Origin of the sequence: Kitasatospora sp. GAS204B (genome assembly GCF_029892155.1) — a bacterium.
Lineage (GTDB): Bacteria > Actinomycetota > Actinomycetes > Streptomycetales > Streptomycetaceae > Kitasatospora.
Window position 1 is genome coordinate 417,104 of sequence record NZ_JARZAG010000001.1, and the last position, 13,746, is coordinate 430,849.

The window sequence follows — 13,746 nt, forward strand, 5'->3', positions numbered from 1 at the left end:
CCATGAACGAGCAGGCAGCCGAGGGCGGTTGGTACGTCGACGACCGCTGCACCAACTGTGATGTCGCCCGGCAGCTCGCCCCCGGGCTGATCGGCGAGGTCGACGGCCGCTCGGAGGTGCTCCGCGAACCGCGGAACGCCGACGAACTCGGCCAGTTGCACGCGGCCGCACACGCCTGCCCCACCCGCTCGATCCGGCACTCCGCGCACGGCCTGGATCCGGAGCTGGACCCGTTCCCGCTCGCGCTCACCGACGACGTCCGGCTCTGCGGCCACAACTCCACCCACCTGGCCGGCGCCAACTCCTACCTGCTGCGCCGCCCTTCGGGCACCCAGATGATGATCGACACGCCCCGCTGGAGCGCCACCCTGGCCGAGCGCTACCAGGCCCTGGGGCCGATCACCGACGTCCTGCTCACCCACCGGGACCATGCCGCCCACGGCCGCCGCTACGCCGACCAGTTCGGCGCCCGCCTGTGGATCCACGAGGGCGACCTCGACGCGGCCCCCGACGCCGACCGCATCCTGCGCGGCACCGACCCCGTCGAGATCGCCGAGTCCGTGATCGCCCACCCGCTCCCCGGGCACACCCTGGGCAGCGTGCTGTACGTCGCGGACGAGCGGTACTGCTTCAGCGGCGACAGCTTCTACTGGTCACGCGGCCTGGCGGACATCGAGGTGGCCGAGAGCGTCACCTGGTACTCCATCGAGGAGTTGGCCGCCTCCCTGGCCCGCACGGCGGATCAGCTGCGCTTCGAGTGGCTGCTCCCCGGCCACGGCGACCGCAAGCACCTCCCGGCCGACGAGATGGCCCAGCGGATGCGCCAACTGACCGAGCGCAGTGCGGGGTTCAGGCAGCAGCCGATCAACTTCGGCGCACTGCGGTGGTAGTGGGCGGCCGGCCGCGTCAGTTCCGCGGCCCGGCCGCGTCGTCCAGCGATCCGTACGTGGGCTTCCCGGCCCGCTCGTAGACGCAGTACTGCACGCCCGCGCCGGTGGCGCGGGACTCCGTGAGCGTCCAGGCGGCCGGTGCGGCGCCGTCCGTGAACAGCCGCTTGCCGGCGCCGAGGATCACGGGATTGATGAGCAGCCGGTACTCGTCGACCAGGTCGTGCCGCTGCAGGGTGTGGATGAGGTCGCTGCTGCCCTGCGTCATGATCACGCCGTCGAGCCGCTCCTTGAGCTGTGCGACGGACTCCGCGGCCTCGCCCTTCAGCAGACGGGAGTTGTGCCACTCGACGCTGTCCAGGGTGCGCGAGGTGACGTACTTGGGCATGGCGTTGAGCCGCACCGCGATCGGGTTGTTCTCGTCGGTGACGCGGGGCCAGTAGCCGGCGAAGATCTCGTAGGTCTTCCGGCCGAGCAGCAGGTGGTCGGCGGTCTGCTCGAAGACCGTCGTCATGAGGCCCATGAAGTCCTCGTCGACGTACGGAGCCTGCCAGCCGCCCTGCTCGAAGCCGCCGGAGACGTCCTCGCTCCGGCCGCCGGGGGCCTGCATGACGCCGTCCAGGGTGACGAACACGGTGACGATCAGTCTGCTCATGGCGCTGCCTTTCGGATCCGGAATCCACCCGTAACCCAGATTGACGCGAGAACCCATCGCCGATCGCGCGACCGGCCGGTCGGGGGCCGATCGGATGTCGGATCACCACCGCGGACCGCGGCACCGCACGGCACCACGCGGCATCGCACGGCGCCAGCTTCGCGCACCCATGGCACCATCACTGACCTGCTGGTATGCCAAAGTGGGCCAGAAGGACTTGAAGTGGCGCCACAGTGGTGCCATATTGGAGTCATGGAACTCACCCAGTACGTCGAAAACCTCCGCCGCGAGCTGACGACCGCGGCCGAGGTCGGCGGCGAGGACGCCCGCGCACTCGCCGACCGGCTCCTCCCCGCGCTCGACGCCGCGGTGCGGCTCACCCTGCTGGGGGCGCTCTCCGCCGCCGCCGAGGAGATCTCCGCCGAACTCGCGCCCGGCCTCGTCGATGTCCGGCTGCGCGGCGGGACGGCCGCGTTCGTCGTGACGCCGCCGCCCGTGCTCGCCGCTCCGGCCGCCGCCGACGCCGTGGCCGGCCCCGTCGAGGTGCGGCTGCCCGTCGCCGAGGGCGAGGACGCCGCCATGGTCCGGATCAACCTGCGGCTGCCCGCCAACCTCAAGGCTCTGATCGAGGACGCCGCCGCCGCCGGCGGGCTCTCCGTCAATGCCTGGCTCGTCCGGGCCGCCGCCAGCGGGCTGGCCAACGAGGGTCGGCGGGCCACGCAGCCCGCCCCCGCACAGAAGTCTGACTGGGGCGTCGGCCAGAGCTACAGCGGCTGGGCCCGCTGATCCCCGAACGTCACGACAGCACGGCACCCACTGACCGAAGCCATTGTGAGTAAGGAAACCCGAGATGTCGCTCTCGAGCTTCAACACCCCATCCCCGATCGCGGTCGCCCTCGACCTCTACGTCGCCGACGTCCGCCTCGCCGTCTCCGACCGCACCGACACGATCGTCGACGTCCGCCCCAGCGACCCGGACAAGGCCGCCGACATCAAGGCCGCCGAGGGCACCCGCGTCGAGTACGACGACGCCACCCGGACGCTGAACATCGTCTCCAGGAAGCGCCTCAACCGGTTCGTCGGCGTCAGCAGCAAGCGCCCCGAGTCGGTCGACATCGTCATCCAGCTGCCCACCGGCTCCGACGTTCACGGCACGGCCGGGCTCGGCGACTACCAGTCCGACGGCGCGCTCGGCACCGTCCAGCTCAAGACCGACCTCGGCACCATCCGGCTGGCCGAGACCGGGCCGCTGAACCTGCGCAGCGGCCTCGGCGAGATCACCGTCGAGAGTGTCAGCGGCCCCGCCGACGTGCACAGCGGTTCCAGCGACATCCGCATCGGCACCGTGGACGGCACCGCCGACATCGCCGCCGGCAACGGGAAGGTGCGGGTCGGCGTCGTCGCCGGACCCGCGAACATCAAGGCCGCCAACGGTTCGGTGTCCGTCGACCGCGCGCTGTCCGACATCACCGCCGTCAGCTCCAACGGCGCGGTGCGGATCGGGGAGGTCGTGCGCGGCAAGGTGTCCGCCACGTCCAAGAACGGCGGCGTCGAGATCGGCGTCCGCGAGGGCAGCGCCGCCTGGCTGGAGCTGAACGCCGGGGTTGGCCGGCTCTACAACGAGCTCGCCGCCGCCGACGCCCCCCAGGCCGGCGAGCCGGTCGACAGGGTCGAGGTCCACGCCGGCACCAAAGTCGGCGACATCACCATCCGCCGTGCGCTGCGCCTGGACGAGGAGGTGTGAACACCGTGACCACCACGACCCGTTCGACCACCGCCGTCGCCGCGATCTCGGCCCGCGGCCTGCGCAAGTCCTTCGGCGAGAAGACCGTGCTCGACGGTATCGACCTGACGGTCCCGCAGGGCACGATCCTGGCCCTGCTCGGCCCGAACGGGGCCGGCAAGACCACCGCCGTCCACCTCCTGACCACCTACCTCCGTCCCGATTCCGGCGAGATCCGCATCGCCGGCCAGGACCCCGCCTCGAACCCGCAGGCGGTCCGGCGCGCGATCGGCGTCACCGGCCAGTTCTCCGCCGTCGACGGTTACCTCACCGGCCGCGAGAACCTGATGCTGATGGCCGATCTGCACCTGCTGCCGAAGGCCGTCGGACGCCGCCGGGCCGGCGAACTGCTGGAGCGGTTCGAGCTGACGGAGGCCGGGGACAAGCCGGCGTCGACCTACTCCGGCGGCATGAAGCGCAAGCTCGACCTGGCGATGACCCTGGTCGGCAACCCGAAGGTGATCTTCCTCGACGAGCCGACCACGGGCCTGGACCCGCGCAGCCGGCGCACGATGTGGGACATCATCCGCGGGCTGGTCGCGGCTGGGACGACCATCCTGCTCACCACCCAGTACCTTGACGAGGCCGACCAACTCGCGCACCGCGTCGCGGTGTTGGACGGCGGCCGGATCGTCGCCGAGGGGACGCCCGCCGAGCTCAAGGCGCGCATCCCCGGCGGGCACATCGAGCTGGCCTTCGCCGACCGCGCCGAACTCGACGCCGCCGCGACGGTGCTCGCCCCGACCGGCCGCGACGACGACGCGCTCACGCTCCAGCTCGCCGGCGACGGCCGCGTCAGCACCCTGCGGGCGCTGCTGCGGCAGCTCGACGACGCCTCGGTCGAGGTCGAGGCGCTCACCGTGCACACCCCCGATCTCGACGACGTCTTCTTCGCCCTCACCGGCAAGAAGGGAGCCTGACGATGAGCACCACGACGATGGACGACACCCGATCTCACGCCCTCGTCCACGCGCGGATCATGCTGCGCCGCAACCTGCGGCACATGCAGCGCTACCCGTCGCTGACCATGATGATCATCCTGATGCCGTTGGTCTTCCTCCTCCTGTTCGTCTACGTCTTCGGCGGGACGCTCGGGTCGGGGCTCGGCAGCGGTATGCCGGCCGGCCTGCACGGCGGCCGCGCCGCGTACGCCGACTACGTGGCCCCGGCGATCATCCTGATGGCCGTGACCGCCGCGGCGCAGGGCACGGCGATCGCCGTCGCGCAGGACATGACCGAGGGCGTCATCGCCCGCTTCCGGACCATGGCCGTCGCCCGGTCGTCGGTGCTGACCGGTCATGTCGTGGGCGCGACCATCCAGACGCTGATCGGCGTCGTGGTCGTCACCTTGGCCGCGATAGCCGTCGGCTTCCGGCCGCACGCCAACGCGGCCGAGTGGCTCGCCGCCCTCGGCGTGGTCCTGCTGCTGACCTTCGCCGTGACGTGGCTCTGCGTCGGCCTGGGGCTGTCGGCCAAGAGCGTGGAGACCGCGAGCAACTCGCCGATGTTCCTCATCCTCCTGCCGTTCCTCGGCAGCGGGTTCGTTCCGACCAACTCCCTGCCGACGGCGATGCGCTGGTTCGCCGAGTACGAGCCGTTCACCCCGGTGAACGAGACGCTGCGCGGACTGCTGACCGGAACGAAGATCGGCGACAACCTGGTCATCACGATCGCCTGGTGCGTCGGGGTCGCGGTGCTGTCGTACGCCTGGTCACGGCGGTTGTACGAGCGGGAGCCGAAGCCGCTCTGAGCGGGTTGTGTCGTACCCGCGTTCTATGGTGCCGGAGTGCCTCGTTGTCGTGATCGGACCGATGTCCGGGTGGTGCATCGCACCGCCCGGATCGGTCTGTTTCCGGCCCAAGCGCAGGTCCAGCGAGGTTCGGGGCGCAGCGAGTGCTCCGCAGCAGGCAACTCAGGGAGGTAGGTACATGAGAGCACTCCTCACGTCGTCCGGGATCAAGAACAGCAGCATCCACGACGCGCTGGTCGACCTGCTGGGCAAACCGATCGCCGAGTCCAACGCCCTGTTCATCCCCACCGCCATCTACCCCTTCCCCGGCGGGCCCGGCATGGCGTGGCGGGCGATCTCCGGTGAGGGCCCATCGCCGTTGTGCGGATTGGGTTGGAAATCGTTGGGGATCCTGGAGCTGACGGCGCTCTCGAGCATCGAGGAGGCTGCTTGGGTGCCAACGGTCCAGGCCGCCGACGCACTGCTGGTGTGGGGTGGTGACCCCCTGTTTCTCGCCAACTGGATGCGGCGCTCCGGTTTGACCGGCCTACTGCCGACGCTGCGCTCCGAGGCGGTCTACGTGGGGGTGAGCGCCGGGAGCATGGCCGTTGCCTCCACCTTTGTCGAGACCTACCGCGAACCGCCCCGCGGGAACGACGGACCGTTGAGGTCGGAGGACATCGTCTTCGCCACGCCTCAGGGTGACGTCGACAGAATCCTGGTCACGGGACAGGGAGCAGGACTCGTCGACTTCGCGGTGATCCCGCACCTGGAGCACCCGAACCACCCCGACGCCTCCTTGGCCAACGCGGAGAGGTGGGCGGCACGGATTCCCGCGCCGACGTATGCGATCGACGACGAGACCGCCATCAAGGTGGTCGACGGCGCCGTCCAGGTCGTCTCCGAGGGGCAGTGGAAACTGTTCCAGCCCTGATGCCAACGGCGGACCGCTCTGGTCCACCAACACCTGACAGGTGCGCGTGCCGGTAGGCGACGGCGCTGAGGCTGCCTGTGTGACGACCATGTCCTCTGGACGCGCCCCCTGTCCGACCCTCGGGCCGGACAGGGGGCGCGTTGCTCCCGGAAGATGATCAGCTCGCTGCGATCGCCGCCGCCGCGTGCCGCCCGGTCAGCGCGTGCCCGCCGCTCCCTTCTGACGGACCGTCACACCTTCGGCTGCTGCTGCGTGATGCAGTGGATCCCGCCCCCGTTCGCGAAGATCTCGCGGGCATCGACCAGTTCGACCTTGCGGCCCGGGAAGGCCTCGGCCAGGATGTCGGCGGCTTCCTGGTCGCGCGGGTCGTCGAAGGCGCAGAGGATGACGGCGCCGTTGGCGACGTAGTGGTTGATGTAGGAGTAGTCGACCGGTTCGCCGTCCTCGTCGTGCAGGACGGTGGGGGCCGGGACCTCGATGACCTCCAGGCGGCGGCCCTTGGCGTCGGTGGAGGCGCGCAGGAGGGCGACGAGTTCCTGGCAGACGGCGTGGTCGGGGTGGGCGGGGTCGCGCTGGACATGGGCGAGGACGACGCCGGGGCGGGCGAAGGAGGCGACGATGTCGATGTGGCCGCGGGTGCCGAACTCGTCGTAGTCGCGGGTGAGTCCGCGCGGCAGCCAGATCGCCTTGGTGGTGCCGAGGTGGGCGTGCAGTTCGGCCTCGACCTGCTCCTTGGTCCAGTCGGCGTTGCGGCCCTCGCCGAGTTGGACGGTCTCGGTGACCAGGACGGTGCCCTCGCCGTCCACGTGGATGCCGCCGCCCTCGTTGATCAGGCGGGAGGCGAAGCGCTGGACGCCGGCCAACTCGCTGACGTGCTCGGCGATGTGCTGGTCGTGCTCCCAGCTGGCCCAGGACTGGGCGCCCCAGCCGTTGAAGATCCAGTCGGCGGCGGCGAGCGAACCCCGGCCGTCCGTCAGGAAGGTGGGGCCGATGTCGCGCATCCAGGCGTCGTCCAGCGGGCGTTCGACGATCTCGACCTCGCCGGCGACGTACTCGCGGGCGGCCGCTGTCTCGCCGAGGTTGACGACCAGCGTCACCGGCTCGTAGCGGACGATGGTGTTGGCGACCTTCGCCCAGGCGAGCCGGGCGGCGTGCAGGTGCGCGGGGGTGTCGAAGGTCTGGTTGTCGGTGGGGAAAGCCATCCAGGTGCGCTCGTGCGGGTGCCATTCGGCGGGCATCGAGTAGCCGAGCGAAGCGGGGGTGGTCATGGCGGTAAGTCCTAAGAGGGGTGAGAGGGCGATGCTTACAGGAAGTAGAGGCGGCTGAGCGCGACGCTGTCGGAGGGTTCGGAGCGCAGGGGTTCGTCGTCCAGCGAGACCAGTCCGGTGCCGGCGTCCACGCCGACCCGGCCGGTGCGGGCGTTGCGGATCATGTCGCGAGGGCCGATGCCGCGGGTGCCGCGCACGCCCACACGCCGCCTGCGGGTGGGCAGTTGGTCGCCGTTGTCGACGGCGGCCTGAGCGACGAAGGCGACCGACAGGTCGGCCGCGGTGGCGCCGTGGGCGCCGAACTGCGGGCCGAGGACCAGGGGTTCGCAGCGGTCGGTGGTGGCGTTGGGGTCGCCGACGACACCGTAGGCGGGGAATCCGGCCTTGAGGACGAGCTGCGGCTTGGCGCCGAAGTGGTCGGGGCGCCACAGGACGATGTCGGCGAGCTTGCCGGTTTCGATGGAGCCGACCTCGTGGGCGAGGCCGTGGGCGATGGCGGGGTTGATGGTGAGCTTGGCGATGTAGCGCAGCACGCGTTCGTTGTCGTCGCCGCCGTCGCGGGTGCCGAACGAGCCGTCCAGCGGCCCGCGTTCGGCCTTCATCTTGCCGGCCATCGCGAAGGTGCGGCGCACCGTCTCGCCGGCGCGGCCCATGCCCTGGGCGTCGGAGGAGGTGATGCCGATCAGGCCGAGGTCGTGCAGGATGCCTTCGGCGCCCATGGTGCCGGCCCGGATGCGGTCGCGGGCCATGGCGGCGTCGCCGGGCAGGTCGAGCTTGAGGTCGTGGGCGGAGACGATCATGCCGGCGGCCTCGGCCAGCGCGTCCCGGCCGAACGGCAGGGTCGGGTTGGTCGAGGAGCCGATCACGTTGGCGACGCCGGCCATCTTCAGCACGTTGGGGACGTGTCCGCCGCCGCAGCCTTCGATGTGGAAGGCGTGGATGGTGCGGCCTTCGAGGACGGCCAGGGTGTCCTCGACCGAGAGGCACTCGTTGAGGCCGTCGGTGTGCAGGGCGACCTGGACGTCGTGTTCCTCGGCGACGCGCAGCGCGGTGTCGAGGGCGCGGGTGTGGGCGCCCATGTCCTCGTGGACCTTGAAGCCGCTGGCGCCGCCCTCCGCGAGGGCCTCCACCAGCGGGCCCGGGTCGGAGGACGAACCCCGGCCGAGGAAGCCGATGTTGACCGGCCAGGCGTCGAAGGCGTTGAACGCGTGCCGCAGCGCCCAGGGGGAGTTGACGCCCACGCCCCAGACGGGGCCGAACTCCTGGCCGATGATCGTGGTGACGCCGGAGGCCAGCGAGGCCTCCATGATCCGGGGGGAGAGCAGGTGCACGTGGGTGTCGATGGAGCCGGCGGTGGCGATCAGGCCTTCGCCGGAGACGATGGTGGTGCCGGTGCCGACCACCACCTCCACGCCGTCCATGGTGTCGGGGTTGCCGGCCCGGCCGATCGCCGCGATGCGGCCGCCGACCAGGCCGATGGAGGTCTTGACGATCCCCTGGACGGCGTCGATCACCAGGACGTTGCTGATCACGACGTCGCAGGTGGAGCGAACGGTGGCGGCCTTGAGGTGCAGGCCGTCGCGGGCGGTCTTGCCGAACCCGGCCAGGAACTCGTCGCCGGGCGCCTGGGAGTCGGACTCGACACGGACGATCAGTCCGGAGTCGCCGAGCCGGATCCGGTCCCCCGCCCGGGGGCCGTGCACCGAGATGTAGTCGTGGGGGGAGATCGCAGTCACGAATCCACCTCCGAGTCGTCGAAGTTGATCAGGTAGCCGGTGGCGCGGGCCTTCTCCAGCGCCGCCTCGCGCGCGCCGGGCGCGTCCAGCGGTCCGTCGACCAGGCCGGCGAAGCCGATCGCCACCCGCTCGCCGCCGATGGGTGCCAGGCCGACCTCGACGACGGCGCCGGGGTCGAAACGCACCGAGGAGCCGGCCGGGACGGCGAGGCGGGTCCCGTAGGCGGCGGCGCGGTCGAAGGCCAGGCGCGGGTTGACCTCGAAGAAGTGGAAGTGCGAGGTGACGCTGATCGGCACCGGCGAGGTGTTGTGGACGGTGAGGACGACGGTCTCCTCGACCGGGTCGTAGCCGGTGCCGGGACCGGGCAGCGCGGCGCCGGGGCCGTCCTCGCCGAGTGAACCGGCGCCCTGGAAGGGGTCGTTGACGACGGCGAGGCGGGTGCCGTCGTCGAAGACGGCTTCGACCTGGATGACGGTGACGATGTCGGGCACGCCGGGCAGCACGTCGTCGGCGCTCAGCACGGTGCGGCCGGCCTCGATCGCCTCGGCGAGCCGTTTGCCGTCACGAGCCGCCTCGCAGACGGTGTCGGCGATCAGCGCGGTGGCCTCGGGCACGTTGAGCCGGCAGCCGCGGGCGCGGCGGGCGCGGGCCAGTTCGGCGGCTGTGAAGAGCAGCAGCCGGTCCCGTTCGGTAGGGGTGAGTCGCACGATGCCTCGCTCGCGGGTTACCGGGGGGAAGGGGAGGGATGCGTCCGTCGGTTAGAACGGCGTTCTAATTTCTGCTGGCCATTGAACCTGGATCGGGTCGCCGTGTCCAGCCTTGCCCGGGTTGCGGTGTTCTGCGCGGGTGACCGGCGGGGGTGTCGCTCGTTTAGCGGAGGCAGAGCCGTACGCGGGTGCGGGGGCCGGCCGACCGGAGGTGGCGAGGGTGCGACGGCGGACGATGCTGGCGGCGGGCGCGCTCGGCGTGCTGCCGGCGGCCGCGGCGTCACCGGCCGGCGCGCGAGCGGGGGACAGGGCGGCGGACGCCGCGCAAGCCCTGGCGCGGCTGCGGGCGGGCAACGACCGCTGGGTGCGCGGAGCGGTCAGCCGGCCGGATGCCTCGCCGGACCGTCGGCAGCAGCTGGCGGGCGGCCAGGCGCCGTTCGCGGTGGTCTTCACCTGCGTCGACTCCCGGGTCCCGCCCGAGCTGGTCTTCGACCAGGGGCTGGGCGACCTGCTGGTGGTCCGCACCGCCGCGCACACCCTCGACCCGCTGATCGCCGGCAGCCTGGAGTACGGCCCGGTCGAGCTGGCCACCCCGCTGCTGCTGGTGCTCGGCCACCAGGGCTGCGGCGCGGTCACCGCCGCCGTCCGCGCGCTGCACGACGGCGCGCCGCTGCCGGGGCACCTCGCGGAGGTGGCGCGCTGCCTGCGCGCGCCGTACCAGGCGGTGCTGGCGGCGGGCGCGACCGGCGGATCCGGCGCGCCGGCAGGAGCCGGCGGTGCAGTAGGAACCGGCGGCGCCGAGCTGGTCGAGGCGGTGGTGCGCGAGCAGACCCGGCAGACCGTGGCCCGGCTGCGCGCCGACGAGCTGCTCGCCCCGGCGGTGGCCGCCGGGCGGCTGGCGGTGCGCGGCGGGTACTACGCGCTGGAGAGCGGTGCGGTCGACTTCGCGGCCCGAGAGCTGCCCTGATCGCGCCGCGCCCCGCAGCGCGCCGGACGGCGGATGTTGACAGCGTGTCAGCAGACTGCGCGCCGTGAGCCCCCCGTGCACCTCAGTTGACGTCTCACGCACCGTTGCGACCGGGGGCGAGCCGGACTCACGATGGATCAGAGCGCAGCTGGGGGGCAGATCTGATGGAAAGTCAGCAGCAGTTCGAGATCGAGACGGGCGCCGAGGCGGGCGCCGCCGAGGAGCGCGCGCCCGACCGCCGGTTGCACGCGGCCTTCGCACCCGCGGACCTCGCGGCGATCGCTGCGCTGCGCGCCGCCCTGCGCGGGGCGCTGGCCGACTGGGGCGCCCCCGAGCTGGCCGACACCGCCGAGCTGCTCGCCACCGAGCTGGTCGCCAACGCCCTGCGGCACACCTCGACCGGCGCCGTGCTGGACGCGGTGCTCGGCGCCGACCTGCGGCTGCGGGTCGAGGTGCGGGACGGTGACGCCCGGCTGCCCAGGCCGCGCCGGGCGACCGAGACGGAGACCGACGGGCGGGGCCTGGCGCTGGTCGCGGCGCTGGCGGACGCCTGGGGCGTGCGGCTGCGCTCCGAGGGCAAGACCACCTGGTTCGAAGTGGTGGCGGACCGGTCGTGACGCGCCGTACCCGAGGCCGCACCTGAAGCTGCGTAGGGAGCCGGGGACGGAGCTGCCGCGCGTGTGACGCGAACGTTCCGGACACGTTACGCGCGGGCCGACCGGGCGTTATTGCCGCGTGGTCGAACATTCGACAGGATAGTGAGAATGTGTGTCCGGACCGGGCGCCCCACTCTCGTGGTGCCGCCCCCGGGCCACACCCGACTCGACGGACCCGGCAGGGGCAGGAGAACCATGGCGACTGAGCCCGAGCCGCAGGGGCCCGCACGCCTTCCGCTCGGCCCGCAGGCCCAGGGCGGTCGGCGCGCCGGCACCCGCGGCAGCAGCCCGATGGGCGGCCTGGGCGCCCCGCCCGTGGCGCTGCCCACCACGGTGCAGAGCCTGCCGGGGCGAGGCGGCGACTCGACGCCGGAGTGGCTGGAGCCGGCGATGGCCGCCAACGGCATCGGCTCCTTCGACTGGGACATCCGCCGCGACCTGATCGAGGCCGACCAGCGCGCCTGCGGCTTCATGGGCGTGCGCGGCTGCGCCCCGGAGCTCAGCTCCGAGGACTTCCTGGCGCTGCTGCACCCCGAGGACGCGCCGGTGGTGCGCCGCAGAGTCGAGCGCGCGGTGGCCGAGCTCGGCCAGTGCGGCGCCTACTACCGCACCGTCTTCCCCGGCGGCGAACTGCACGCCGTGCGGTTCCGCGGCCGGGTGCTGGCCGACGCCTTCGGCCGCCCCTCGCGGATGGTCGGCTTCCTCTGGGACGCCACCGCCGAGCTGCACAAGCGGGAGGACGCCGGGCGGCAGGCCGCCCTGCGCGAGGACCGGTCGCGGTTCATCAAGGAGGCAGCCCGGGCGCTCTCGGAGGCCGTCACGGTGCGCGACGTGGCCCGGGTCTTCACCGAGCTGCCGCTGCCCGGACTGCCGCCGGACGGTCTGGTGCTGGCCGCGATGGAGGCCGGGCGGCTGCGGATCCTGGGTGCCAGCGGCTACCGCTCCGAGCACATGGTCCCCTTCGACCGGATGCCGCTGGAGCCGTTCCAGCCCGCCGCGGAGGCGATCCGCAGCCGGCTGCCGCTCTTCCTCGCCAGCCAGGACGAGTACCGCGAGCGGTTCCCGCAGGCCTGGCCGAAGGTGATCGGCACCGGGCGCAGCGCCTGGGCCTACCTGCCGCTGGTGGCCAGCGGCCGGACGATCGGCCTGTGCCTGGTCAGCTTCGACGACTCGCGCGAGCTGGACGCAGACGAGCGCACCCTGCTCTCCACCCTGGGCGGCCTGGTCGCGCAGTCGCTGGCCCGGGCCCGGCTGCACGACGCCGAGCACGAGCTGGCGGCGGGCCTGCAGCGGGTGATGCTGCCGCGCAACGTGCCGGCCGTGCCCGGGGTGACCACCGCGGTGCGCTACCTGCCGGCCGGCTCCGGGCTGCAGATCGGCGGCGACTGGTACGACGTGGTGCCGCTGCCCGGCGGGCACGTCGGCCTGGTGATCGGCGACGTGCAGGGCCACGACGTGCACGCGGCCGGGATCATGGGGCAGCTGCGGATCGCGCTGCGCGCCTACGCGGCCGAGGGGCACCCGCCGGCCGCCGTGATGGCCCGGGCCTCGCGCTTCCTGGCCGACCTGGACACCGACCACTTCGCCACCTGCACCTATGCCGAGGTCAACGTCGACTACGGCGTGGTCTACGCGGTCCGGGCCGGGCACCTGGACCCGGTGGTGAGACGCGCCGACGGCACCAGCACCGTGCAGAGCGTGGTCGGCGGCCTGCCGCTGGGCATCGGGGCCGACCAGGAGTACCAGGTGACCCGGTTCAGCCTGGACCCGGGCGAGACCGTGGTGCTCTGCACGGACGGCCTGGTCGAATCGCGCGGCCTCGACCTGGACACCGGGATGGCCCGGCTCTGCGAGTCGGTGGCCGGTGAGCTGGGCTCGGCCGGCGACGGTGCGAGCGACCCGATCGAGGAACTCGCCGACCGGATCGCCGCCCGGGCCGCCGACCCCGCCGAGCGCGAGGACGACATAGCGCTGCTGCTGCTGCGCTGGGACGGCCCCGAAGGCGGGCTGGCCGCCCAGCAGTTGCGCCGCCGGATCGGGCAGGCCGACCTGGCCCGGGTCGCCGAGCTGCGTGGCGAGCTGCGGGACGCGCTGCGCCGCTGGGGCGTGCCCGAGTTGATCGACACCGCCGAACTGCTCGCCTCCGAGCTGGTCACCAACGCGATCCGGCACACCGACCGGGACGCGATGTTCACCGCCCGCCTCTACCGCGAGGACGGCCGCGAGCCGCGGCTGCGGATCGAGGTCGAGGACGAGTCCGACCTGTGGCCCAAGCGGCGCACCCCGGGGGAGCAGGCCTCCTCCGGGCGCGGCCTGATGCTGGTCGAGGCGCTCGCGGACGCCTGGGGCGTGGAGCCGCGCGGGTCCGGCAAGCGGATGTGGTTCGAGCTGTCGGCGCCGCCGGTGGCGGAAGCGGCCTGAGCC

Annotated in this window: 13 protein-coding genes; 9 read left to right on the plus strand and 4 right to left on the minus strand. The window is 72.5% G+C overall.

Translation table 11 applies throughout. The annotated features are described in order from the left end of the window. Positions 1–2: 2 nt before the first annotated feature. A complete protein-coding gene (locus P3T41_RS01955) occupies positions 3–890 on the plus strand; it encodes an MBL fold metallo-hydrolase (RefSeq protein ID WP_280687158.1) in 888 nt (295 codons plus the stop codon). Between the two features lie 16 nt (positions 891–906). On the opposite strand, the gene P3T41_RS01960 is transcribed toward P3T41_RS01955, so the two are convergent. Further along, positions 907–1,542 (minus strand): dihydrofolate reductase family protein, encoded by a 636-nt coding sequence (locus P3T41_RS01960; protein ID WP_280687159.1) that lies wholly within the window; start codon positions 1,540–1,542, stop codon positions 907–909. Positions 1,543–1,794: 252 nt separating this feature from the next. Here P3T41_RS01960 and P3T41_RS01965 point away from each other — a divergent pair, with 252 nt between their 5' ends. The 5 genes from P3T41_RS01965 (at position 1,795) to P3T41_RS01985 (ending at position 5,988) form a co-directional block, all read left to right on the plus strand. Then, a complete protein-coding gene (locus tag P3T41_RS01965) occupies positions 1,795–2,328 on the plus strand; it encodes a hypothetical protein (protein ID WP_280687160.1) in 534 nt (177 codons plus the stop codon). 64 nt (positions 2,329–2,392) lie between these two features. After that, a complete protein-coding gene (locus P3T41_RS01970; RefSeq protein WP_280687161.1) occupies positions 2,393–3,286 on the plus strand; it encodes a DUF4097 family beta strand repeat-containing protein in 894 nt (297 codons plus the stop codon). A gap of 5 nt (positions 3,287–3,291) precedes the next feature. Further along, positions 3,292–4,245 carry an ATP-binding cassette domain-containing protein gene (locus P3T41_RS01975; RefSeq protein WP_280687162.1) on the plus strand — a complete coding sequence of 318 codons (954 nt, stop codon included), beginning with the start codon at positions 3,292–3,294 and terminating at the stop codon, positions 4,243–4,245. Positions 4,246–4,247: 2 nt separating this feature from the next. Continuing rightward, positions 4,248–5,075, plus strand: coding sequence for an ABC transporter permease (locus P3T41_RS01980; protein WP_280687163.1), 828 nt, complete (start codon positions 4,248–4,250; stop codon positions 5,073–5,075). 178 nt (positions 5,076–5,253) lie between these two features. After that, entirely contained in the window at positions 5,254–5,988 is a 735-nt protein-coding gene (locus tag P3T41_RS01985; RefSeq protein ID WP_280687164.1) for a Type 1 glutamine amidotransferase-like domain-containing protein, read from the plus strand. 230 nt (positions 5,989–6,218) lie between these two features. Here P3T41_RS01985 and P3T41_RS01990 read toward each other — a convergent pair whose 3' ends face one another. Genes P3T41_RS01990 through ureA form a run of 3 tightly spaced genes read right to left on the minus strand, consistent with a single transcriptional unit; the run spans position 6,219 to position 9,699 of the window. Next, complete coding sequence (locus tag P3T41_RS01990) at positions 6,219–7,256, minus strand: agmatine deiminase family protein (RefSeq protein ID WP_280687165.1); 1,038 nt, start codon at positions 7,254–7,256, stop codon at positions 6,219–6,221. A gap of 35 nt (positions 7,257–7,291) precedes the next feature. Next, positions 7,292–8,983: an urease subunit alpha gene (locus tag P3T41_RS01995; RefSeq protein ID WP_280687321.1), complete on the minus strand. Its 1,692-nt coding sequence runs from the start codon at positions 8,981–8,983 to the stop codon at positions 7,292–7,294. Positions 8,984–8,988: 5 nt separating this feature from the next. Then, complete coding sequence (gene ureA, locus P3T41_RS02000) at positions 8,989–9,699, minus strand: urease subunit gamma (RefSeq protein WP_280687166.1); 711 nt, start codon at positions 9,697–9,699, stop codon at positions 8,989–8,991. A 220-nt stretch (positions 9,700–9,919) separates the two neighbouring features. On the opposite strand from ureA, the gene P3T41_RS02005 reads away from it, so the two are divergent. The 3 genes from P3T41_RS02005 (at position 9,920) to P3T41_RS02015 (ending at position 13,743) form a co-directional block, all read left to right on the plus strand. Further along, the gene (locus P3T41_RS02005; protein ID WP_280687167.1) at positions 9,920–10,666 is read left to right on the plus strand and encodes a carbonic anhydrase; all 747 of its coding nucleotides are present in this window, start codon (positions 9,920–9,922) and stop codon (positions 10,664–10,666) included. 164 nt (positions 10,667–10,830) lie between these two features. Next, positions 10,831–11,283: an ATP-binding protein gene (locus P3T41_RS02010; protein ID WP_280687168.1), complete on the plus strand. Its 453-nt coding sequence runs from the start codon at positions 10,831–10,833 to the stop codon at positions 11,281–11,283. A 234-nt stretch (positions 11,284–11,517) separates the two neighbouring features. Beyond that, a complete protein-coding gene (locus P3T41_RS02015; protein WP_280687169.1) occupies positions 11,518–13,743 on the plus strand; it encodes a SpoIIE family protein phosphatase in 2,226 nt (741 codons plus the stop codon). The last annotated feature ends 3 nt before the right edge of the window (positions 13,744–13,746 follow it).